We start from the raw sequence: 24,163 nt of genomic DNA, 5'->3' as shown, positions 1-24,163 counted from the left end.
TTTTTTTAAAAAATGATTATATTTGCTTTTATAACCAAAATTTTTTAATAATGAAAAAACAATTACTTACGCTATTGTCATTACTAGCTCTAGGCCAAGTGAATGCACAGTCAGAAAAGTACTGGTCTTCTAATAAAGGAGATAGTTCTAAAATGATTACTGATAGAGGTGTTTCAAGACAAACTTTTCCAAAGGAATTTAAATTATTTAATTTGAATGCTGATTTGCTTCATGGAGATTTATTTTCTATTGTTGGTAAAAATGCATCAAAAAATGCTACTATAATTTCTTTGCCAAATGCTGATGGAGGAATAGAACAATATGAAATTTATGAAGCTTCTAATTTTGAAACTGATTTACAAGCTCAATTTCCTGAGATAAGAGCTTATTCAGGAAAAGGGATTACAGATAAATACGCAACAATAAAATTAAGTGTTTCTCCTCAAGGAATAAATACAATGATTTTTAGAACCGATAAAGAAAATGAATTTATTGAGCCTTATTCTCAAGACCACAGAGTATATGCTGTTTACAAATCACAACGTCAAACAGGTAAATTACCTTGGTCATGTGGTGTAGATGATAAGCAAATGGCAGAAGACTTAAGTCTTAAGGTTTCTAATGTTCAAAAATCAAGTGCAGGTCAGTTAAAAGTAATGCGTTTGGCGCAGTCATGTACAGGAGAATATTCTGTTTATTTTGCTAATAAAATTGCAGTAGGAACTACGCCAACAACTGCTATTACTTTAGCTGCTGTAAATACTACATTAACAAGATGTAATGGTGTTTATGAAAAAGATTTAGGACTTCACTTGAATTTAGTAAACAACACCACTCTTTTATATTTAGATCCAGCGACAGATCCTTATTCTGATGCAGGAAGTGCAGGAAGTGGAGATGGTTTAGGTGCTGATGGTGCTTGGAATGGCGAACTTCAATCAACAATTACAAGTGTTGTAGGGGCAGCTAATTATGATATTGGTCACTTATTTGGAGCTTCAGGTGGTGGAGGAAATGCGGGATGTATAGGTTGTGTTTGTGTAGATGCTTCAAAAGGAAGTGGATTTACATCGCCTGGAGATGCTATTCCAGAAGGTGATAACTTTGATATTGATTATGTAGTACATGAAGTAGGACATCAATTAGGAGGGAATCATACTTTTACACATGGAAGAGAAACAGGTTCTACTGTTCAAGTTGAACCAGGATCAGGAGTAACTATTATGGGTTATGCTGGTATTACGTCATATGATTTCGTGCCACATTCAATAGATAAATATCACGCAGCTACTATTGCACAAATTCAAGCAAATTTATCTGGAAAAACATGTCCAGTTACAACTAATATTTCAGCAAATAATGCAACGCCTGTTGCAGGTGCAGGAGTGGATTATACTATTCCTAAAAGCACGCCTTTTTTACTAACAGGAACAGGAACAGATGCAAATGCAGGAGATGCTTTAACCTATAGTTGGGAGCAAATGGATGCTCTAACTGGCGCAGGGACAGGTTTTACAGGAGCATCTAGTGGTCCTAGTGCAACTAAAGCAACTGGTGGTGCAAACTGGAGATCTTTTAATGCTTCAAGCTCGCCTTCAAGAAACTTTCCATTACTTTCTACAACTTTATCTAATCTATCAGTAACACCTGGATTAGAAGTTAGTTCAGAAGCATTGAGTTCGGTAGCAAGAACATTAAATTTTAGATTAACAGTAAGAGATAATGCTCCTTATAGTTCAACAGTTCCAGTTAAAGTTGGTCAAACTAATTTTGACGATATGGTGGTTACTGTAAGTGGAACAGTAGGTCCGTTTGATGTAACTTCTCAAGCAACAGTTGATCAAACTTGGATTCAAGGATCTACGCAAACTATTACTTGGGCAGTTGGTGGTACAAATGTAGCATACGCTGCAAATGTTCCTGGCGATCAATTTGTAGATATTTTATTGTCTACAGATGGAGGTTTAACATTTCCAACAGTTTTAGTTGCTAATACAGCTAATGATGGAACACAAACTATTACAGTTCCAAATGTTACTACAACTAATGCTCGTGTTATGGTAAAAGCGCACACTCATATTTTTTATGATATTAATCCACAACCTATTGCAATTGGTTATACAGTTTCAAATACTTGTAACACTTATACTAATACTACACCTCTAGCTGTGCCAGACGGTACAGGTGCTAATGTTAATGGTGCTGTAGTTTCTAACACAATAGCTGTGCCAGTTACTTATAATTTGACAGATGTAGATGTTTCTCTAAATGTTTCTCATACATGGCCGAATGATTTAGTTGTGCAAATTACACATCCTAATACTACGACTTTTGCAAGTGTTTGGAACAGATCTTGTGCAGGGAATGATAACTTTAATATCACTATGAGTGATGGTGCTGCTGCGTTTACATGTGTAGCAAATATGACAGGAACATTTTCTCCTGCATCTCCTTTATCAGTGTTTAATGGTTTAGTGGCCAATGGGACATGGAGATTAACTACCGCAGATTTTTATAATGGGGATACAGGTACTATTAACTCTTGGGGAGTAACATTGTGTAATAAAACATATACTTTGTCTAATGATGAATTTGAGTTTACAGATTTTAATTTGTATCCTAACCCTAATAATGGAAGTTTTGCTGTTAAATTCACTTCAGATTCTAGCAATGATATCAAAATTAATGTACACGATATGAGAGGTCGTCAAGTATATGAGAAATCATTCTCTAATACTGGTGCTTTCAATCAAAATATTAATTTAAATAAAGTTGAAGCAGGAATTTATTTGGTATCTATTGTAGATGGTGCTAAGAAAACTGTAAAACGTATTGTTGTACAATAATATAATATTTATATAATGTAAAAAAGGAAGCCAATTTGGCTTCCTTTTTTATTTTCCGTTGTATATGGTCATTGTGTTTTCTAGTCCTGCTAATGCAAATGATTTAACTGCTTCTGAAGCTATTTCTAATCGTTCTGGAAGTTTTTCTTTTTCGATTTCGTCCCATTCGCCTAGTACATAATCTACTTGTTTTCCTTTTTTGAATTCGTCACTGATTCCAAATCTAAAACGTGGATAATCGGATGAATTTAGTGTTTGCTGAATGCTTTTAAGTCCGTTGTGACCGCCATCGCTTCCTTTTGGTTTTATACGAATGGTTCCAAAACTTAAGTTTAAATCATCGGTAATAATTAGGACATTGTCTTTTTCTATTTTCTCTTTTTCCATCCAGTACTGAACAGCTTTCCCACTTAAGTTCATATAAGTATTGGGTTTTAGTAGTAAAAGTGTTCTTCCTTTAAGTTTATATTCGGCAAGTGATCCTAATTTTACCGTTTGAAAATCTAGTGATTCTTTTCTTGCTAGAAAATCTAATACTTTGAAACCTATGTTGTGGCGTGTATTTACGTATTCGGCTCCTATATTTCCTAATCCTACTATTAAAAACTTTTTCATATTGTCGTTGTTGCTTTCTTCGGTTTTGGTTTTCGAAAAAAGAGTTGAAATCCACTGTATCATATTGCAAAAATAGAAAGTTAGATTTTTAGATTGCTAGATTTTTAGAAAATGTTTGATTTATTTATAATGTTTGTTTCTAGCCCTGATGGCAGTGGAAATCCTTTTGTCTCGTTCTCGTCTTTTGGGACGAGATAGCGAGGCAAAAGATTGTATCGTACAGCAGGAATAGCTCCTAATAAAAAAAGCGCCCCAATTGGAGCGCTTTTTGAAAAAGTATATCGAAATATTATTTTTTCTTTCCTTTTGCTGGTGCTTTTGCAGCTTTTGCAGCTTCTTGAGCAGCTTTCATAGCAGCACGAGAGATTCTTACTTGACAAACAACTGTGTTGTCTGGGTGTAGGATTTTGTATTTGTCATTTGCTAATGCTGTAACATAAATTTTGTTACCCATTTCTAGAGGCGTAATGTCTGCATCTAAGAAATCTGGTAAGTTAGCTGGTAAAGCTTTTACTTTTAGTTTACGTGAGTTAAGACGTAAAACACCACCTAATAATACACCTGGAGATGTTCCGATGATTCTTACTGGAACTTCCATAGTAACCTCTTTGTCATCAAATAATTGATAAAAATCAAGGTGTAAAATTTTGTCAGAAACTGGGTGTACTTGGATATCTTGCAAAACTGCGTTGTAAGATTTTCCGCCTTCAACTTCAATCACAACTGTGTGTGCGTTTGGAGTGTAAACCAATGTTTTGAATGCTCTTTCGTCTGCTGAAAAATGCACTGGTTGATCTCCTCCGTATAATACGCAAGGAACCGCTCCAGCATTACGTAAGGCTTTAGTCGCAACTTTTCCCACGCTTTCTCTTTCTGATCCTTTAATTGTAATCGATTTCATTTTAAAAAAATATAGTTAATAAATAATAATTTACATTAAAAATTTTCCACTAATGGAATTGTTGTGATGTACCATGTTCATTACTTCTGCAAAAAGAGGTGCACAACTCACGACTCTTATTTTGTTTGATTCTTTCTTTAGCGGAATAGAATCGGTCACTATTAATTCAAGCAATTTTGAATTCTGAATTTTTTCGTAAGCGTCTCCAGATAAAATAGCATGTGTGCATATTGCTCTTACACTTAATGCTCCTTTTTCTATCATTAAATCTGCGGCTTTCGCCAAAGTGCCTCCTGTGTCTATCATGTCGTCAACTAAGATTACATTTCGACCTTTTACTTCGCCAATCAATTCCATAGAATCGATTATGTTAGCTACTTTTCTTTGTTTGTAACAAATTACAACGTCTGATTCTAAGAATTTAGAATAAGCATAAGCTCTTTTAGATCCTCCCATGTCTGGCGATGCAATTGTTAAATTTTCTAAACCTAAACTTTTTACATAAGGTAGAAAAATTGTCGATGCGAATAAATGATCTACTGGCTTTTCGAAAAAACCTTGTATTTGGTCTGCATGCAAATCCATAGTCATTATTCTTGTAGCTCCTGCGCTTTCTAGCAATTTTGCAACTAATTTTGCTCCAATTGGGACTCTAGGCTTATCTTTTCTATCTTGACGCGCCCATCCAAAATAAGGAATTACAGCTGTTATATGTCTTGCTGAAGCTCTTTTTGCGGCATCTATCATAAGTAACAATTCCATCAGATTATCTGCGCTTGGGAATGTAGAACATACAATAAATACACGTAATCCACGGATGGATTCTTCATAAGACGGCTGAAATTCGCCATCACTATATTGCGAGAACGTTACTTTTCCTAACTGTACACCGTATTTCTCGGCAATTTTCTCAGCTAGGTAAACACTTTGCGAACAGGCAAATACTTTTGCTTCGGGTTCTAGGTGTGGCATTAATTAGTTGTTTTGTAGTTAGTTAGTTGTGTTTCGTTTTACCGAGGTGCAAATTTAGGAATTTAATTGGACTAAGAAAGATAATTTTTAAGTATTTTTTTATGAATTGCAAAAAAAATATTTACATTTGCAGTCACGAAATCAAAATGACGATCTATTACAGATTTTAATTTTGTCTCCATGAGCCCGGATGGCGGAATTGGTAGACGCGCTGGTCTCAAACACCTGTGGGAAACCGTGCCGGTTCGAGCCCGGCTCCGGGTACAAGATCCTCTTCGAAAGAAGGGGATTTTTTTTTTATGGGGTAAACTTAAAATATAAAAAAACCACCCGAAGGTGGTTTGTAGTTTTATCTAGCTAATTTATCAGCTTCTCGTTTAGCTTTTTCAATTCTTTTTTCTTGGTCGGCTAATTTTTCTTTCATTTTTGTTAGTTTCTCATTCCATTTTGTAATGTCTTGTGGAGATAATTTTCCTTTTTTGTTTTGCTTGTCAAATTTTTCGGTACTTTTTAAAATATCATCATTAATATCCGCAAGTTTTTCTTTTTCACTTATGTATTTATCTTGAGCTTTAGCAGATTTTTCTCTTTCTTTTTCTGCTTTTTCTCTTTCTTTTTCCATTTTTTTCTGAGCAGCTTCTAATTTATCTGCGGCCTTTTCAGAATCTTTAATTCTTTTCTCTTCTTTCTTTATTTTTTCTTCGGCTTCTTTTTCAGCATGTTTTTTTTCTTTTTCGGCTCTGTCTAAATCTTTTTGTGCTTTATCTTTTTCCTTTTTAGCTCTGTCAAGATCATTTTGGACTCTTTCGCTTTCTTTCTTTGCTTCTTTTTCTACTCTTTTTGCTTCCATCTCATTTGCCATATCCTTATTGAGATCTTTATATTCGCTCGTTTTCGCAGCTTCCTTAACTTCTTTTGTGTCTGAAACGGTATTTGTTACCTCACTTGATGTAACTTGAGCATTTAATGAAAAATTGAATAAAAGTGTTAGTCCAGCAATAATAATTTTTGTTTTCATAAATTTGTTTTTTAATTTTTTAATCGAAATAGAATGAATTTACTTATTATATTTACCTGATAAAAATACACTAATTAGATAATTTTATGAGATTTTATTATAAAATTTTAATTTATACCACTTCTTTTTTTGTTTTATTTGGATGTAATAAGCAAAAATCAGACCAAAATGAGAAATGCATTATTAAAAATAGTCTTGCAAGTACTATTGTTTCTATAAGTGATAAAAATTATTATTTACCAACCTCTACCACAGAAGAGATTGTAGAACATGAATTTTATACTTTATCATATAGCGAAAGACATGAGCAAGCGGAATGGGTTGCTTATGAGCTAAAGAAAAATCAGTTAAGTCATTCGAATTTAGAAAGACCCTATTTTATTGATGATCCTCAGGTAGAAACTGGTTCTGCTAGTTGGAAAAACTACAAGCATTCAGGTTATGATAAGGGTCATTTGTGTCCTGCTGCTGACAGGAGGTTTTCTCGAAAGGCTTTTTATGAAACTTTTTATACTTCGAATATTTCACCTCAGTTAAACGATTTTAATGCTGGAATTTGGAATAATTTAGAGCAAAAAACTAGATACTGGGCTGCAAAATATGATGGTGTTTATGTCGTGACAGGTGGCGTATTAACAAATAATTTAAATACTATTGGTAAAGAAAATGTTTCTGTTCCTAGGTTTTTTTATAAAATATTACTGGATAATTCTAGAGGAGAGTATAAAGTTATAGCTTTTTTATTACCTCATGAACCTTCTGAAAAACCTTTAAATACATTTGTTGTTCCTATAGATAAAATTGAAAAAATGACAGGAATAAATTTTTTTCCTAACCTTCCTGATAATATTGAGAATCGATTAGAAAAATCGGCCGATTATAAAGACTGGAGTTTTTAGTTTAAAAGATTATTTTACCATTCATTTACTTTGTTAGCATCCATTTTTATGAAAATGAATAGTAAAATGGTAAATCCCCATAAACTTGATCCACCATAGGACATAAACGGTAGGGGAACCCCAATGGTTGGAAAAATCCCGATTACCATAGAGATATTTACAAAAAAGTGTGTAAATAATACAGATGCAACTCCGTAACCGTATACTCGGCTAAATTTTGTTTTCTGATTTTCGGCTAGATACAGCACCCTTAAGATAAGACCAACAAAGAGCAAAACTAAAACAGATGACCCTACAAATCCCCATTCTTCGCCTACTGTTGTAAAAATATAATCAGTGTGTTGTTCTGGTACAAAATTTCCTTTTGTTTGCGTTCCTTCTAGAAAACCTTTCCCAAACCATCCGCCAGATCCTATTGCAATTTCTGATTGATTAGTATTGTAACCTATCCCATTCATATCAACATCTTTGCCTAATAAAATATTAAAACGATCACGGTGATGTTGTTTAAATACGTTTTCGAAAACATAATCAACAGATAAGACAAAAGCAGACATTAATATTAGTATTATAGTACTGGCTATAATATTTCTGTTAATTTTTCTAGATTTAATATAATGTAATGCAACTCCTGAAAAAGCTATTAATATCACATATTGTGGCTTTATGACTAATGTTAGTACAAAAATAATTATGGCAATAAACCCTGTCCATAAATACCATGAAGGAAGTCCTTCTCGATTTAGTACTAATATGAACATGACAAATATTAATGCACTTCCTGGGTCTGGCTGTGGCAAAATTAATAATATGGGTAAACTCATAATTAACAAAGCGATAACTTGATGTTTCAAGTTCTTTAAATTTACCTGACTATCACTTAAGTATTTAGCTAAGGCTAGTGCTGTGGCAGCTTTTGCGAATTCTGAAGGCTGTAATGTAAATCCTCCAATGGCATACCAACAACGTTGTCCCGCAATTGTTTTTCCAAAGACAAATAAACCTGCTAGTAATATTAATGAGGCTCCAAATATAACACTAGAAAATTTTTCGTAAAACTTCGCGTCTACAGTTAAAATTACAATTATTAAAATCACATTTAGTGAAATGAAAATTAATTGCTTCCCGTAATTTTGATTAAAATCAAGATAATATTCAGAGCTTGTAGTCATATCGGCAGAGTAAATATTCATCCAGCCAATAGCCACAAGCGCCATATATATAAGTACTGTTATCCAGTCGATGTTATTTGAAACACTTTGATTTTTCATTTATGTCGTTGGTTTACTCTTCTTAATAGAATCTATTTTCTTTAGATTGTTTACTCTTAAAATAGAATCTTTACGAATTTTTACTTTATACATTGAATCAAGATATTTTTTAGTAAAACGGTTATATTCACCTTGGAGGCTGGTTTCTAACACACGTTTTTCTCTATCTTTCATAGTGATTTCTTTTTTAATGTATTTTTCAAGCATTAAAGTTGTAATTGGCCCTGCTACAGTTGCGCCAAAACCACCATTTTCAACTAAAACAGCAATAGCAATCTTAGGATTTTTTTTGGGTGCAAAAGCTACAAATACAGAGTGAGGTTTTAGCATAACTTTGCGTCCGTTTACTTTGGCAAAATTATCTGCGGTTCCTGTTTTTCCGCAAATTTCTATACCATCGACTTTTAGAAAATAAGCAGTCCCGGTTTTAAACACTTCTGCTAAGCCTTCTATAACAGGTTTGAAATATTTTTTATCGATAGTAGTTACATGCTTTGTTCTAAACTTTGGATCTATTTGTTGTCCTTTAATTTTTTTAATAATATGAGGAGTATAATAATAACCTTCATTTGCTACTGTCGCCATCATATTGGCTAGTTGTATAGGTGTCATTAAAACTTCACCTTGTCCTATCGAGTTTGACACGACAGCAGTAGCTCTCCATCCTCCGTTTGGATACATTTTTTTATAGGTTTCTGAAGTCGGAATTTTTCCTTTACGACCAGTAGGTAAATCATATCCCATAAATTGCCCTAAACCAAAACTTTTTACGTGACTGCTCCAAAAGTCAACACCTTCCGATGGAGTTGCAAATTTATTGATGGTTCGTAAATAAGTATTTCCAAAATAAGCATTACAAGATTTTGCAATTCCCATATGTAATTTACGAACACCACCACCACAGTGACATCCCATAAATCTTCCTCGAGCATAACTAAAACCATGGTTACACACAAAGGTCGTTGATGTATCTATTGCTTGTGCTTGTAAACCGGCTAGTGCTGTTAAGATTTTGAAGGGTGAACCAGGCGGATATTCGGCCAGTAAACTTCTATCGTATAGTGGTTTTGCTAACGAGTCATTATACAGTTTTGTGTAATTTCTAGAACGTTGTCTTCCTACTAAAATTGCTGGATCGTATGACGGGGCAGTAACTAAACATAAAATTTCTCCAGTACTTGGTTCGATAGCAATGATTCCACCTCGTTTATTCTTCATTAATGCTTCTCCATATTTTTGAAGTTCTGCATCAATAGTTAATGTAATATCTTTCCCTTGTGCGGCAATAGTATCGTATTTACCTTCTTTATAAGGACCAATTTCTCTATTAAAACGATCGCGCTGTATATGTTTTACTCCTTTGGTACCACGAAGTTCAGTTTCATAAGTTTCTTCAACCCCTTGTTTTCCTAGTAAATCTCCACTTTTGTAATATGGGTTTTGTTTTACCATTGCTTCATTTGCTTGGGTAATAAAACCAAAGACATTGGCTCCTGCGCTTAATTGATAATCTCTAAGAGAACGTTTTTGAATGTAAAACCCTTCAAATTTTCTTTCTTTTTCTTGAAAAGCAGCATATTCTAATTTGTTTAATTGTCCTAAAAATACTGATGGTAACATAGGACTGTAAACAACTGCTTTTTCTATTTTTTTTATAAAATCGGCTTTGGTAATATTTAGAAGATTACAAAACTCAAGAGTATCCATTTCTTTGGTTTCGCGAGGTACCACCATGATGTCATAAGATGGCTGGTTGGCTACCATAAGTTCTCCATTTCTATCATAAATATAGCCTCGTTCTGGATAATCATATTTAATTTTAATCGAAATATTTTCTGATTTTAATTTGAAAGTATCATCAATTATTTGCAAAAAGAAAAGTCTTGCAATGATAAGAATACCAGCAAATATAACTATTCCTGGAAGTAATAGCTTTCTCATCGTTTACTTGGCTTAAATAGATATATGATTATAATGCTTACTATTAACGTAAAAATAGTTGTTACAATTGTTCTTAGCAATGCATCTAGAATAAAAATAAATTTAAAATACTCTAACAAAAATAATATAAAGTGATGAGTAAGTATTGATATTAATATAAATGTAAATCTTTCTGGGGAAAGTCTATCGTTAATTCTAATTGTTTGATATTCATAGCTTAATCCAAATGCAAATTTGAAATAAGTAGGTCTTACATAGGCTAAAATTAGACAAGACGTGGCGTGTATTCCTCCTGAATTTGCAAATAAATCGACAGTTAGTCCTAGTAAGAAACTTGCTACTAATAATCCTGCTCTGTTAGAGTTTACAGGGTATAGTAAAATAAATAATACATATGGGTACGGGTTTATATAACCAAATAAATCGATATTATTAAAAATAACGATTTGTGCCGCAAGCAGGAAAATAAAACGAACAATATTTAGTATCAATGCGTTATTCATTAGCTTTGATTGTTTCTTTTTCTAGTTTATTTATTTCTGCACTTTCTTTGTTAGTGATAATATACACGTGATTTAGATTTGTCATGTCGTTAAACAATCTTACTTTCAGTGTAAAATAATTTGTTTCGGTATCAGTGTATATTTTGTCGATAATTCCAACTGGAATATTCTCAGGAAAGATTGTAGAACGACCACCAGTAACTACTGTGTCTCCTTTTTTTACTGAAGCCAATCTAGGAACATCTATAAGTTGTACATAACCTGCATTTTTCCCGTCCCAAATTAAAGAACCAAAATGGTTGGATTTTTTAACTTTAGCATTTATCTGAGATTTGATATTTAATACACTTAGTATTGTTGCATATCTTGGAGATGTTTTTTCTACAATACCTACAATTCCTTGACTGTTTACAACGCCCATATCTTCTTTTATCCCTTGAAGTGATCCGCTATTAATAGTTAAATAATTTTCAGGAACGTTATAAGAATTATTTATGACTCTAGATTGAATTACATCTATTTTGTCATAACCTTTCAAACTGTCTTTTTTTAGTGTCGAAGTACTGTCTTTCTGATTAAAAAGTATTTTTCTCAAGGAGGCATTCTCTCTTGCTAATTTATCATTTTGTTCTTTTAAACTAAAATAAGTATTTACTTTATTTATTTCTTCATATATACTTCCTGTTGCTGAGTTGGCGGAGTTTACTACTGTGCTTCGGTGATAGGAATGTGATTGTATGGTTAATGTTAATGAAGTTATCAAAAGCAGCAAAAACAGTAAACGAGTACTGTTTTTAAATATAAAATTAATTATTTGCTGCATCGTAAAAAATTATATTTTTTTAAATTTTTAACACTCAAATTCTAAAACATTTTTGATATATAATTTTTTCGAATTTGGGGTTCATTTTTTCTTATTTTAGTAATATACTTCTGTATTTTGCTAGATTTTTTAAAGCCATTCCAGTTCCTCGAACTACGGCTCTTAAAGGATCTTCAGCAATAAAAACAGGTAAATCAGTTTTTTGAGATATACGTTTGTCTAATCCACGAAGCATAGAACCACCACCTGCAAGATAAATTCCTGTATTGTAAATATCTGCAGCTAATTCTGGGGGAGTTTGTGATAATGTTTCCATTACAGCATCTTCAATACGTTGAATAGACTTATCTAGTGCTTTTGCAATTTCACGAGAAGAAACTTCAACTTGTTTAGGTTTCCCTGTAAGTAAATCACGTCCTTGAACGGACATATCGTCTGGTGGAGAATCTAAATCTTCTATTGCAGCACCTATTTCTATTTTTATTTTTTCGGCAGTTGTCTCACCCACAAATAAATTGTGTTGTGTACGCATGTAATAAATAATATCGTTTGTAAAAACGTCACCCGCAATTTTAACCGATTTATCGCAAACAATTCCACCAAGAGCAATGACTGCAATTTCGGTAGTACCACCACCAATATCTACAATCATATTTCCTTTAGGTTGCATAATGTCGACACCTATTCCTATTGCTGCGGCCATTGGTTCGTGTATCAGGTACACTTCTTTACCATTTACTCTTTCACAAGATTCTTTTACCGCTCTCATTTCTACTTCGGTAATCCCAGAAGGTATACATACAACCATACGCAAAGCAGGAGTAAATAAACGCTTTTGTAAAGCAGGAATGTTTCTAATGAGCATTTTTATCATTTGCTCTGAAGCATCAAAATCTGCAATAACTCCGTCTTTTAAGGGACGAATGGTTTTTATGTTTTCATGGGTTTTACCTTGCATCAAATTGGCTTCTTTACCTACGGCAATTATCTTGCCTGAAATACGGTCTCGAGCTACAATAGATGGACTATCTATCACAACTTTGTCGTTGTGAATGATTAGTGTGTTCGCGGTACCAAGATCTATCGCAATATCCTCGGTCATGAAATCAAAAAATCCCATATTTAGTAAGGGTTAAATTTGTTTATATTAATTATTGAACAAAAGTAATAAAATTAATGTTTAAAATGACGAATTCCTGTAAATACCATTGCAACATTATTTTCGTTGCAATAATTTATACTTAATTCGTCTTTTATAGATCCGCCTGGCTGAATTACAGCTGCTATTCCAGCATTTTTCGCAATTTCCACACAATCAGGAAAAGGGAAAAAAGCATCGCTTGCCATTACTGCTCCTTTTAAATCGAATTTAAATGAAACTGCTTTTTGAATAGCTTGTGTTAGCGCATCAACTCTCGAGGTTTGTCCTGTCCCTGAGGCACATAATTGTCTGTTTTTTGCTAAAACAATTGTATTCGATTTTGTATGCTTGCAAATTTTTGATGCAAATAGCAAATCTTCAACTTCTTCCTTAGAAGGTGAGGTTTTTGTTGCAGTTTTCAAATGCGCTTCATCATCGGTAATTAAATCTTTATCTTGAACCAAAATACCATTCAAACAACTTCTAATAGAGGTTTCTGGTAAACTTAATTCTTTTTGAACCAATATAATTCTATTCTTTTTTTCTTCTAATAAATCGATAGCATTATCATCGTAACTTGGTGCGATAACTACCTCACAAAATAATTTATTTATTTCTTCTGCAGTAGCCAAATCGATATTTCCATTAGCAATTAGAACTCCTCCAAATGCTGATGTTGGATCGCCAGCTAATGCATCTAAATAAGCAGCTTTCATTGTTTTTCTAGTTGCAATTCCGCAAGCGTTATTGTGCTTTAATATGGCAAATGTTGGCTCATTATTTTTAAATTCATTCATTAAATTTACAGCTGCATCTACATCTAGTAAATTGTTATATGACAATTCTTTACCATGTAATTTTGTAAATATTTTGTCAAAATCACCAAAGAAAAATCCTTTTTGATGTGGATTTTCTCCGTAACGTAATACATCAGCTTTTGTCTCACTTATTTTTAAAACAGTTTCTTCTTTATTTTTGTTGAAATAATTAAAAATAGCTGAATCGTAATGTGAAGATACATTAAAAGCTTTTGTTGCAAATTGCTTTCTCTCTTCTAACGTAGTTTGTCCGTTATTATTTGAAATAATATCTAAAAATAGAGTATATTCATTAACAGAAGGTATAATCACTGTGTCTTTGAAGTTTTTTGCAGCAGCACGTATTAATGAAATTCCACCGATATCAATTTTTTCGATAATATCTGAATCAGATGCGCCAGAGGATACTGTTTTTTCAAAAGGATACAAATCGACAATAACCACATCTATTTGTGGAATATTGTATTCTTGCATTTGTTGTACATCAGTCTCATTGTCTTGACGGTTTAATATTCCTCCAAAAACTTTTGGGTGCAATGTTTTTACTCTTCCGCCAAGGATTGAAGGATAAGAGGTTACATCTTCTACAGGAACTACAGGAATTCCTAGATTTTTAATAAAATCTTCAGTTCCTCCAGTCGAGTAAATAGTAACGTTTTGTTCATGTAATTTTTTTACAATTGGTTCTAGACCTTCTTTGTCAAACACTGAAATAAGTGCCGATTGTATTGTTTTTGTAGTATTCATTGTGTTGTTGTAGTTTATTTTGCAAAAGTAGTTTTTTTGCAATTAATTTTGAGATAATTTTTCCGTAAAAACAATTAATTATAAACAAAAAAAGCTGCCTAAATTTTAGACAGCTTTTGTTTTTTTAGTGTTTTACAAAGTCTTATGGTAAGATAGGTTGTAAAACTCTGTCAATAGTGTGAATATTACCATTTGTAGCTTGTATGTTTACAAATTTGATATTACTTGCAGGAACTGCAATTGCTGGAAATTCTTTAATTTTTAAAGTTCCTAAAGTAATTTTAAAAGTTTGTGCAGTAGCCGCTAAAGTTGTGATTGTAACATCAGTAGTTGCTGATGATGAAGTCCAAGATGTTGCAGAACTAGAAGTTAAATTTCCATTTGATAAATGGTATCTCAAAATTTTACTAACGTTAGTTGGAGTAGCATTCGTACCTGTTAGAAAACCTCCAGCTGCAGTTGCAGTGTTAAACGCATCATTTAAAGGAGCGAAAAGCGTTAGTGGCCCAACTCCATTTAAAGTTGCTAAAACTGCTGATTGATCTCCATATGTTCCAGTTGCTGTACTTGAGACTACAGAGTATAAAGTCGATAAATCAGGATTTGCTATTATATGGTTTACTAATTTTGGTAATTTTATAACTGCATCTACAATATGAACGATACCATTACTAGCATCAATATCTGCTGTAGTGATTGTTGCACCCCCATTTGTTGCGCCCCCATTTACTAATATATCACTAGCTGGTTTGTTCACAAACATACTTAAAGTTGTACTTCCTTGTCCTGGAGCAAAAGTTTTTACGTACCCAGAAACTGTACTAGAAGCTATTAAGTCATAAGATTTAGTTCCTACTGCTAATACGTGGTTTTGTAGAATTTTTTTCAATTCAGCAATTTGCGCAGTACTTAATGTTGTTGGTTCTACTACTGTTGCATCATTTATTCCTGTAGGGAATAAAGTTGATGTGTAAGCTGCAAATGCAGTGTTTGTTGGAGCAAAAAGTGTATATGATCCAGCTGAACTAAAGTTAGTTATACCAGTAATTCTTAGTGATTTTACTAATACACTAAAGTTTGCATCTGCATTTAATGTTTCAGTAATCGTTGGCAATTTTGCAATTTCCTTATTGTTATCATCGCTTGTACAAGAGAAAGTTGTAAACACTATTGTAATAGCGAATATTAATTTTATGATTTGATTTTTCATATTTTTCATAATTTAAATTTATTATTATGTGATTTTTATTTTATTATTTACCAAAAGTATATCTTATTGTAAACTGCGCTTGCCATACATCAGCTATAGAAGCATTTTTTTGAAACGAATCTTTTGCTAAAAAGCGTTTTCCTTGCTCATCTGTTTGTAATGCCATTTGATAACCAGGAATGTAGTTATTACTACTTGAAGGAGCTTGAGATACTGTTAAAATACTTGGAGCAGTTGCTCTTTGTGAAACTCCCCAGTCTCTATTTAACAAATTAGTAAAGTTTAAGATATCTGCTCTAAACTGAAAACTATTCTTTTTACCCGCAATTTTAATATAAACATCTTGAGTAACTGATAAATCTATTTTATGTAACATAGGCAAAACATTGCTGTTTCTGTCTACATATTGACCTCTTTTTGTTGACAAATAAGGATCTTGATCAATAAAAGCATCAAATGCTGCTTCTTGTTGTGCTACGCTATAAAGCGTAAGTGATTGTCCACCTACTGTTTGTGTAATGTCTACAAAACGTAAATCAGACGCTTTGTTAGGGACATATAATAAATCATTACCACTTATTCCATCGCCATTTAAATTACCAGAATAAGTATATGAAAATGGACCAGATTGTTCTCCTATATAACCAAGGTTTATAGAAGTAGCTGCACCTAGTTTTTTACCATATTCAATTTTATACCCAATAATACCTACTACTCTGTGTGGTGTATTGTTATTAGATGCAGATAGTGATGCGTTATTGTTTCCATTTACAGATCTTATACTACTAAAAGTAGCTGCAGCTGTAGAACCAGCAGACATTAAATCTTCAGCTTTAGAGTGTGTATAAGAAACAGAACCCCAAAGACCATTTTTATATGGATAGTCTAGTTTGAATGTAGTAGAGTAAAAATATCCTTGATTTGTATTAGAAAGTACAATACCATTAATAACATTATTGTTTATTCTAAGACCATTATCTGTTCCTGCATAAAGTGGTCTATTATCTCCACTTGCAGAACCATTTATTGTTCCTACTGGTGCTGCTAAATTTGCATTATAGTAAAAAACTTCATTTATGTTTTTACTAAATATTCCTTCAATAGTTCCTACAAAACCAAATGGTAGTTTCTGATCTAAAGCAATTGTAGTTTTCCAAGCTTGAGGAAATTTAAAGTTTCTGTCTGTGAAATTTAAATCAAGTGTAGAAGGAAGTGTTGGTGTAGCTGGAGTAAAATATTGTGCTGGATTTGATGTAAAACCATATCCTCCAGCAATTAAACCATCTCCTGATACATCAACCAATCCAGTTAAGACACCATTGTTCCCAATAGCATTAGATAAGAAAACCATAGGAGGTCTTCCCGAAAAAATTCCTGTTCCTCCACGAACTTGTGTTTTAGCATCTCCTGTAACATCTAAGTTAAACCCTAATCTTGGTTCAAAAAGATATTGTGTTTTAGGCATTTCGCCAGTATTAAATTTTTCGCCATTTGCAAATGTCATAGCAGTTACAACAGGATTTTCTAAAGCTGTATCTTCAAAAGAAACTCTAGTTGCTCTAAGGCCTAAAGTTACTCTAAGATTATCATATACTTTAATCTCATCTTGAGCATATAAATCTATTTTATTAGATTTTAATGTTTGTAACGGATCTGCGCCTCCTGGTAAAGCAGAATATCTGAATTGAGTTTTTATTGGTAGATTAGCAGTAGAAGGTGCTCCTCCTGATGCTAAAGATTCGTTTGCTGCTAAATAAAATTCATCAAGCGAGTTGAATACAAAAACTCCATTAGATCCAGGGAAAAATGAATTATTTGATTTAAAGTGCTCGAAATTAGCTCCTAAAACAAAAGTGTGATTCCCAGAATGTCTTGTTAGATTATCTGTAAAGTGTAAAGTTGAATAGTCTAATAAATTTCCTTGTGTAAATGGATCTAAACCTGCAGAAATAAAACTATTATTACTAGTAGTGTAACCTGTTAGAGGTAAAGCATTAGGCACACCATTTTTAATGTCAATAGTTGGAAAAAAACCACCTCCTTGTAAATCTCTATCTTCATTTTGATAATCATAACCTCCAATGAAGTTATTATTCCATTTATTTGATAGTTTACTGTCTAATTCGACAACAATAGATCTTGAGTTATCTTTAATGATATAACCACTATTTTTGTAAGCCATTGAGAATTGATTCCCAGTTCTATTTCCAAATCCTAACGAGTTCGAACCTGACACACCTTGATCCGCATTAGAATCGTGGTGAATATATCGAACAGTTAATTTATGATTGTCATTAATATTCCAATCTAATCTAGCAAGAAATTTTTTAGATTCTTTTACAGCATCATAATTTTCCCAAGGACCAGTTGTGTAACCAAACTTGTCTTGTAAAAACGTTGAAAGTGTTTGCATTTGCGCTGTAGTTGGCGCAGATATTTGAGAACCTTTTAATGGAGAATCAGAAGTTGTCCAGTTTGTTGCAGGACTTGTGTTGTCAACTGTTTCAAAATTTCCAAAGAAAAATAATTTATTTTTTATAATTGGAGTACCAAAACGAACACCATATATTTTCTCATCAAAAGCAGCTGGTTCTATAGCAACTTTACCTGCTTTTGTACCTATAAACTCCTTTTTATTATTTCTAAATGAATGGTAAACAGATCCTTCAACATCATTTGTTCCACTTCTTGTAACTGCATTTATACCAGTTCCTGTAAATCCTGATTGACGAACGTCAAAAGGGGCAATATTCACCTGTACTTGCTCTATTGCATCAAGAGAAATAGCTGTAGATCCAGTTCTTCCTCCTGCTTGTGCAGTAGATCCAAGACCAAAACCATCATTGAAGGCAGAACCATCAATCGTAAAATTATTCATACGAGAGTCTTGACCTCCAAAAGAACCGTTAGAACCTGAGTTTGCATTGTATTTAGTAATTGCACTTATAGAACGAGATCCTAAAACGGGTACTGCATTTATTTCTCTAGTTGAAAACTGTTGAGAAGCACCTGTTCTTCCTTTAGAGAAGGCACTGTTAGGTTTTTTAATCGCTACAACAACTTCTTGTAAAGCATTTAGTTCATCTTGCAAAACAACACTTACATTAACATTATTTCCAAGTGGAGCATTAATGTCTGTTATTTCGGCTGTTTTCATACCCATAAAGGAGATTTTTACTAAATAAGGACCTCCTGGTCTTATCGCTGGAATTGCATAATTACCTGAAAAATCGGCATTTGCAAAATATTTTGTTCCAGTCGGTTGGTGTACAACTTCTATCGTTGCACCTGGCAACAATTCTCCTTTACTAGATTTTACAGTACCAGAAATTGAAGATTTGGTAACTTGAGAAAACCCGAAAGTGGATAGAAATAAAAGAAAAAGAATGAATACTTTTTTCATATAATTTGATTTATAAAATTTTAGCAAAGGTCGCCCAATATTTTTTTTCGAATGTTAACTAAACGTTAATAATCTGTTTTTAATAATCAATTTTAAATTGCGGTATTCTTAATAATGAATCTATATTAAACAAAAATAATATGGAATAATATGATATTGTATTTATTTAATGATTATTTTTTATAAAATGATTCAACAAGAACTCTGTCGAACTATCGTGATTTTTAACCTCTTGAGTGTTAATTTCTCTTAAAATTGAATTTGCTAATTGTTTGCCCAATTCTACTCCCCACTGATCATAACTAAAGATATTCCAAATGAGTCCTTGTACAAATATTTTGTGCTCATACATGGCAATTAATGAGCCGAGTGTTTCAGGAGTTAGAGAATCTATTAAAAATGTATTTGTAGGTTTGTTTCCTTCAAAAACTTTATAGGGAAGCAAGAATTTCGCTGTTTCTGATGAAATATCTTGTTCTTTAAACTCTGTAGCGACTTGATTTGAGTTTTTTCCATGAAGTAAAGCCTCTGTTTGTGCAAAAAAGTTAGACATGAGTTTGTCATGATGATCTTTATTGCCATACAAAGATTTTGAAAATCCAATAAAATCTGTAGGAATAAGTTTTGTTCCTTGATGAATTAATTGAAAAAAAGCATGTTGAGAATTAGTTCCTGGTTCTCCCCAAACAATTGTACCTGTCTGGTAATTTACTGTTTTTCCGTCACGACCAATACTTTTTCCGTTGCTTTCCATGATGCCTTGTTGTAAATAAGGAGCGAGTTTTTGCAAATATTGTGTGTACGGAATTATAGCTTCACTTTCTGCTCCAAAAAAATTATTATACCAAATACTCAATAAAGCTAAGATTACAGGAATATTTTTATCAAAAGATTCAATTTTAAAATGAGTATCCATTTTGTTTGCTCCAGACAATAATTTATCAAAATTATCAAAACCAACGGCTAAACTAATAGTTAAACCTACTGCGCTCCACAATGAAAATCGACCTCCAACCCAGTCCCACATCGGGAAAATATTGTTTTTATCTATCCCGAATTCAGTAACGTTTTTTATATTGGTAGAAACTGCCACAAAATGTTTCGCTACATCTTCTTGTTTTGCAAATTTTAAAAACCAGTTTCTTATAGTTTCAGAATTTGTTAATGTTTCTTGTGTAGTAAATGTTTTAGAAACAATTACAAATAATGTTGTCTCTGGAATTAATTTTTGAATAATTTCGCTTACATGATCTCCATCTACATTAGATACAAAATGGGTGTTTAAATGATTTTTGTAAAACTGTAATCCTTCGACTACCATTGCAGGACCAAGATCTGAACCACCTATTCCTATATTTACAATATCTGTAAAAGATTTACCTGTAAAACCTTTTTTATTTCCTGAAATTATATCTTCAGAAAATGATTTTATTTTATTTTTTACTTCAAAAATTTCAGGAATTACATTCTCACCATCTACTAAAACTGAGTCGTTTTTATTGGCTCGCAAAGCAGTGTGTAAAACTGCCCTGTTTTCGGTTTGATTTATAATATCTCCCGAAAAATAAGAATTAACACCTTCTTTTAACCCTATCTCGTTCGCTAAATCTAACAATAAATTGATAGTTTTTTGATTGATTCTGTTTTTAGAATAATCTAAAAGAAATTTATCCCACTTAATATGAAAATTTTGTGTTCGCAACTTGTCGTCTTGAAACATTTGTTGCATGGTTACATTTTCTATTTCATGGAAATGCTTTTCGAGTGCTTGCCATGCTATGGTTGTGGTAGGATTTGTATTTTGTAAAGACATTTATTATTATTTTACAGATTTGTAACTAAAAAGCGAATTTACGATTTTAAGATATATAATGTAAAATGGAATAAAAGAAAATTATTTTGGAATGTAATCTTTAGCCTTGATGGAAACGGCATCCTTTTCCTTTTTTCTTTAGAAAGGAAAAGATATAGTTGTACAGCAGGAATGGCTCCTAAAAATTAATTTAAAGCTGCTATACTGTCTAATTCTCTTTTTAATGGAGTCATAAACTCAATAAATCTAGGCTTATTCTTGCTGTCCATAGGTGCCGAATTTGGCAATTTAAGTTTTAAAGCATCTACTTGTTTGCCGTTTTTCCAGAAGCGATAACAAACGTGAGGGCCAGTGGCAAGGCCTGTGCTTCCTACTTTTCCAATGATTTGACCTTGAATTACATGCTGTCCGCGACGAACCAAGATTCTAGACATATGCAAATATTGTGTAGCGTAAGTTTTGTCGTGTTTTACTTTCACATAATTTCCGTTTCCTATAGAATATCCAGCTTTTTCGACAACACCACTTGCTGTTGTCATAATTGGTGTTCCTGTTGGCGCAGCATAATCGGTGCCACTATGTGCTTTCCACCTTAATTGTACTGGGTGAAATCTGCTTTTTGAAAATTTCGATGTAATATTTATCGATTTTAATGGCGCTTTTAAGAAGAAGTTTTTTAATGCCTTTCCTTCATCATCATAATAATCTACTTTTTTGTCTGATGTATTTTGCTTGAAAGGGAATGCGTAAATTTTCTTGCCTTTGTATTCAAAAAAAGCTGCTTCTAGAGAATCTATTCCATCATATACTGTATCATTTATAAATCTTTCGGTAAATGTTACGGCGAATTTGTCTCCTTTTTTAGATTTAAAAAAATCGATAGACCATTTATAAATTCCTATTAATTGACTTGATAATGCTGCCGATGCTCCTTCGTTGTGTAGTGTTTCTGATAACGAGCCATTTAATTCACCTGCAATTGTTCTTCTTTTGAATGTTACTGGTTTTGTTTTTTTACTTGCCAATACAATCGAATCTCGAAAATCGACAATGTAATAGCTTAATTGATCTGGCTGATATATAAAGTATTGTAATTTTTTAGATTTATCCTTGGAAAGGAGCATGGTATATGGTTTACCAATTCTTACTATTCGTACATCAAAGGTATCTTTAACTTTAGCAACAATGTCATATACTTGTTTGCTGTTTAAATTTTGTTTTTCGATAATGCTGCCAAATGTATCTCCGGATTTTATAGTGTCATTTATGACAAAAAAATCATTAAGTCGAAATCCAAAATCATAACGAATTGGTTCGGCTTTTTTTGTAGGTAAAAGCGACTTCTCATTGTCTTTTTTACATGAAATAATTAGTAGCGCAATGACTAATAGCGTTATAATCTTTTTCAAATGGAATGGTATTTTTTAGAGATTTTCTCCCCAAGTTTTTAATTCTTCATCTGTCCAAAGTTCGGGAAAAAATATTCTTCTTTGGTGTTTTGGATGCATATATTTTTTCCAATCGCTTCCGCCAGTTGCATCACCATCTCCAATATATTTTCTTGCTGCATTTAAATGTCCCATGACCCAAGTAATATTTACCGTTTTGTCATAATGGCGCATTGCTGCAATTAATTCTGTATTTTTTTGATCTTCTTCAGGTAATTGTTTAAATTTTCTCCAAAGATTTATGGTGTTATATTCTTCCATATAACGCAAAAATTCGTCTTTATATTTTCTTTCAAATTCAAGAAGTAAATATGATTTTTCTCCTGTTGTATGATCTTTTCCGGCAGCTTGCCAATACAAATGTTCGAAAGCATGTGTATAAGGCGTGTTTCTATCTATAGTCGCTCTAAATCTGTAATCAATTAAGTTTATTAAATCGGTTGAAGAAAATTCGATCATACGATATTGTGCGCTCTGAAAACCACTTGCTGGTGTTAGTGTGTGGCGAAATTTCATGTATTGTTCTACTTCCATTCCGTCTCCCATAATATCAAAAGAAGTGGTTAGCATATCAAAATAACGACTAATTCGCATTAACCTTTCGGTAAAAAAAGTAGTTGTTGGTTTTTCTGTATGCGACAATTGGTTAATTTCCCACAAAATCATTTTAAACAATATCTCATTTACCTGATGGTACATTATAAATACATTTTCATCGGGTAAAGTTGTTCTTTGTACTTGAAGATTTAGTAGAGCGTCAGTTTGTATATAATCCCAATATGTAATTGGTTTAGCCCAAAGTAAACCTTCTAGATGGGCTTCGGTTTTCTGATTTATTGCCTTGTATTTTTCGTCAATTTCTTGAACTATATTTTCAAATTTATTTGTCATATTAATTAATTACCATAAATGGATTTTTTAATCCTTTAAAAGTTTCTAAATCTGCTTTTAGCGAACCTACAGCTAGGCTGGCTTTAATTCTTAAGGGTATTTTATTTTCGTCGTCTGAGATCCAAACGGTTAAACTTTCTTCTTCTTTAAAAACCCTTCCAGATTGAACGAGAGGTCTAAAAATCATTGTTTTTACCTTACCGAAGTTTGTTTTTATTGTTTCTCGACCAATAAATTTTAATTTAAATTTAGTGATTTCATCATCAAAAAACATATCTATCATAATTGATTCTCCAACATTTAGTTTGTCTATGTTTGGATGATTTCTTAAGTAATAAAATGCAGAGACAATATCTTGCACGTTTTCACTTACGGGAAATGTTTTTTCGGTATTGTTCTTGTAGTCTTTAACTAGTATTGTATTTTTATCTTGGTTAAAAAAACCTTCTTGGTTTTTTGTATAACCTCCTTCGTCAATTTTACGAAGAAACTGATAAGGTTTGCTTGATGTTTTGTCTATAAAACTTTGGTAATGATCTTCTACTTTAAAGAAAGTTTTTGCCATTCCAGACGTATAGCCGTGCCCAACAGCATAAAAAACTTTTTTATTATTTATTGCAGCTTCTTTTACTTCTAGAGTAGCGTAACCAGCGGTTATCATACCATAGTGAATCCTGAATTTAAACCATTCTCCAACATCAAAAGCACTTTGATTTTGAGCGAATGTGTTTAATGAAATAAATAATGATAATAATAGTATTTTCGTTTTCATTTTAGGTTGATTTATATTCGTTTTAACAAGGAATACAAAATTCATTCCAAATGTACTAAAAAAACAAAAAACCCAGTCAAATAAATGACTGAGTTTTTATGCTTTAACCAACCAAAAAACTATAAATTATG

At 32.5% G+C, this 24,163-nt stretch carries 18 protein-coding genes and 1 tRNA gene; 3 read left to right on the top strand and 16 right to left on the bottom strand.

All coding sequences use genetic code 11. From position 1 onward, the window contains the following. Positions 1-50: 50 nt before the first annotated feature. Positions 51-2,846, top strand: a complete 2,796-nt coding sequence (locus ACKVOV_RS01885; RefSeq protein WP_409205083.1) for a reprolysin-like metallopeptidase — start codon at positions 51-53, stop codon at positions 2,844-2,846. A 48-nt stretch (positions 2,847-2,894) separates the two neighbouring features. Here the strand turns inward: ACKVOV_RS01885 and pth are convergent, their stop codons facing one another. From pth to ACKVOV_RS01870, 3 genes are all read right to left on the bottom strand, one after another. Next, entirely contained in the window at positions 2,895-3,461 is a 567-nt protein-coding gene (gene pth / locus ACKVOV_RS01880) for an aminoacyl-tRNA hydrolase (protein ID WP_409205094.1), read from the bottom strand. Positions 3,462-3,750: 289 nt separating this feature from the next. After that, on the bottom strand, positions 3,751-4,362 hold the full coding sequence (locus tag ACKVOV_RS01875; protein WP_409205082.1) for a 50S ribosomal protein L25/general stress protein Ctc: 612 nt from the start codon (positions 4,360-4,362) through the stop codon (positions 3,751-3,753). Between the two features lie 30 nt (positions 4,363-4,392). Beyond that, positions 4,393-5,334 (bottom strand): ribose-phosphate pyrophosphokinase, encoded by a 942-nt coding sequence (locus ACKVOV_RS01870; RefSeq protein ID WP_409205081.1) that lies wholly within the window; start codon positions 5,332-5,334, stop codon positions 4,393-4,395. 184 nt (positions 5,335-5,518) lie between these two features. On the opposite strand from ACKVOV_RS01870, the gene ACKVOV_RS01865 reads away from it, so the two are divergent. Continuing rightward, a tRNA-Leu gene (locus ACKVOV_RS01865) sits at positions 5,519-5,598 on the top strand. Positions 5,599-5,683: 85 nt separating this feature from the next. Here ACKVOV_RS01865 and ACKVOV_RS01860 read toward each other — a convergent pair. Beyond that, complete coding sequence (locus tag ACKVOV_RS01860) at positions 5,684-6,352, bottom strand: hypothetical protein (protein ID WP_409205080.1); 669 nt, start codon at positions 6,350-6,352, stop codon at positions 5,684-5,686. A gap of 86 nt (positions 6,353-6,438) precedes the next feature. On the opposite strand from ACKVOV_RS01860, the gene ACKVOV_RS01855 reads away from it, so the two are divergent. Further along, positions 6,439-7,251 carry a DNA/RNA non-specific endonuclease gene (locus tag ACKVOV_RS01855; RefSeq protein WP_409205079.1) on the top strand — a complete coding sequence of 271 codons (813 nt, stop codon included), beginning with the start codon at positions 6,439-6,441 and terminating at the stop codon, positions 7,249-7,251. A 14-nt stretch (positions 7,252-7,265) separates the two neighbouring features. Here the strand turns inward: ACKVOV_RS01855 and rodA are convergent, their stop codons facing one another. The 12 genes from rodA to ACKVOV_RS01795 all read right to left on the bottom strand — a co-directional run bounded on the left by rodA (position 7,266) and on the right by ACKVOV_RS01795 (position 24,032). Then, positions 7,266-8,522, bottom strand: a complete 1,257-nt coding sequence (gene rodA / locus ACKVOV_RS01850; RefSeq protein WP_409205078.1) for a rod shape-determining protein RodA — start codon at positions 8,520-8,522, stop codon at positions 7,266-7,268. Continuing rightward, positions 8,523-10,463, bottom strand: a complete 1,941-nt coding sequence (mrdA, locus tag ACKVOV_RS01845; protein ID WP_409205077.1) for a penicillin-binding protein 2 — start codon at positions 10,461-10,463, stop codon at positions 8,523-8,525. Beyond that, positions 10,460-10,966, bottom strand: coding sequence for a rod shape-determining protein MreD (locus ACKVOV_RS01840; protein ID WP_409205076.1), 507 nt, complete (start codon positions 10,964-10,966; stop codon positions 10,460-10,462). Before ACKVOV_RS01840 ends, mrdA begins: the two co-directional genes overlap by 4 nt. Beyond that, positions 10,959-11,789, bottom strand: a complete 831-nt coding sequence (gene mreC / locus ACKVOV_RS01835; protein WP_409205075.1) for a rod shape-determining protein MreC — start codon at positions 11,787-11,789, stop codon at positions 10,959-10,961. The genes ACKVOV_RS01840 and mreC overlap by 8 nt, the downstream gene beginning before the upstream one ends. A gap of 91 nt (positions 11,790-11,880) precedes the next feature. Further along, positions 11,881-12,909: a rod shape-determining protein gene (locus ACKVOV_RS01830; protein WP_409205074.1), complete on the bottom strand. Its 1,029-nt coding sequence runs from the start codon at positions 12,907-12,909 to the stop codon at positions 11,881-11,883. A 53-nt stretch (positions 12,910-12,962) separates the two neighbouring features. Beyond that, on the bottom strand, positions 12,963-14,495 hold the full coding sequence (gene purH / locus ACKVOV_RS01825) for a bifunctional phosphoribosylaminoimidazolecarboxamide formyltransferase/IMP cyclohydrolase (protein WP_409205073.1): 1,533 nt from the start codon (positions 14,493-14,495) through the stop codon (positions 12,963-12,965). Positions 14,496-14,637: 142 nt separating this feature from the next. Then, positions 14,638-15,705: a fasciclin domain-containing protein gene (locus tag ACKVOV_RS01820; protein WP_409205072.1), complete on the bottom strand. Its 1,068-nt coding sequence runs from the start codon at positions 15,703-15,705 to the stop codon at positions 14,638-14,640. 43 nt (positions 15,706-15,748) lie between these two features. Beyond that, positions 15,749-19,108 carry a carboxypeptidase regulatory-like domain-containing protein gene (locus tag ACKVOV_RS01815; RefSeq protein WP_409205071.1) on the bottom strand — a complete coding sequence of 1,120 codons (3,360 nt, stop codon included), beginning with the start codon at positions 19,106-19,108 and terminating at the stop codon, positions 15,749-15,751. A 166-nt stretch (positions 19,109-19,274) separates the two neighbouring features. Continuing rightward, a complete protein-coding gene (gene pgi / locus ACKVOV_RS01810) occupies positions 19,275-20,921 on the bottom strand; it encodes a glucose-6-phosphate isomerase (RefSeq protein ID WP_409205070.1) in 1,647 nt (548 codons plus the stop codon). Between the two features lie 185 nt (positions 20,922-21,106). Then, complete coding sequence (locus ACKVOV_RS01805; RefSeq protein WP_409205069.1) at positions 21,107-22,330, bottom strand: peptidoglycan DD-metalloendopeptidase family protein; 1,224 nt, start codon at positions 22,328-22,330, stop codon at positions 21,107-21,109. A 15-nt stretch (positions 22,331-22,345) separates the two neighbouring features. Then, positions 22,346-23,260, bottom strand: coding sequence for a tryptophan 2,3-dioxygenase family protein (locus ACKVOV_RS01800; protein ID WP_409205068.1), 915 nt, complete (start codon positions 23,258-23,260; stop codon positions 22,346-22,348). 1 nt (position 23,261) lies between these two features. Then, entirely contained in the window at positions 23,262-24,032 is a 771-nt protein-coding gene (locus ACKVOV_RS01795) for a DUF3108 domain-containing protein (protein WP_409205067.1), read from the bottom strand. Positions 24,033-24,163: the final 131 nt, after the last annotated feature.

It is taken from the genome of Flavobacterium sp. (assembly GCF_046153165.1).
Classification (GTDB): Bacteria; Bacteroidota; Bacteroidia; order Flavobacteriales; family Flavobacteriaceae; genus Flavobacterium.
The sequence above is the reverse complement of the archived record's forward strand: the minus strand, read 5'-3'. Positions and strand labels throughout refer to the sequence as shown.